Source organism: Paenibacillus popilliae ATCC 14706 (assembly GCF_000315235.1).
Classification (GTDB): Bacteria; Bacillota; Bacilli; order Paenibacillales; family Paenibacillaceae; genus Paenibacillus_B; species Paenibacillus_B popilliae.
Genome location: NZ_BALG01000174.1, coordinates 1 through 290 on the forward strand (window position 1 = coordinate 1; position 290 = coordinate 290).

General features: G+C 48.6%; 1 pseudogene. It reads right to left on the minus strand.

Going from position 1 to position 290, the window contains the following annotated elements:
• A pseudogene (locus PPOP_RS25965) lies at positions 1-290 on the minus strand (ISNCY family transposase); the annotation flags it as partial.

The window sequence follows — 290 nt, forward strand, 5'->3', positions numbered from 1 at the left end:
AGCTTGGGCTCTGCGTTGGCGGGGCTGATGTGCTTTCGTACGGCGTCGTTGCTTCGTTTGCTTGAGTCCTTTAGCGATCAAGATGCGTCTTACGCTGGAGCTGCTCAATTCTATCTTTTCGTGCTCTTGGAGCAACTCTGCAAAGTGACAGCTGTTACTACCATGATATTGGGCTGCATATAAAGCAGCAGTCCGATCCATAATCTCTTCCGATAATGCATGTGCGGGTTTTCTTCCCCTATTCTTGTGGGTGATCCCCTGTGCTCCTTCTGTCTCATATCTTCTTTTCA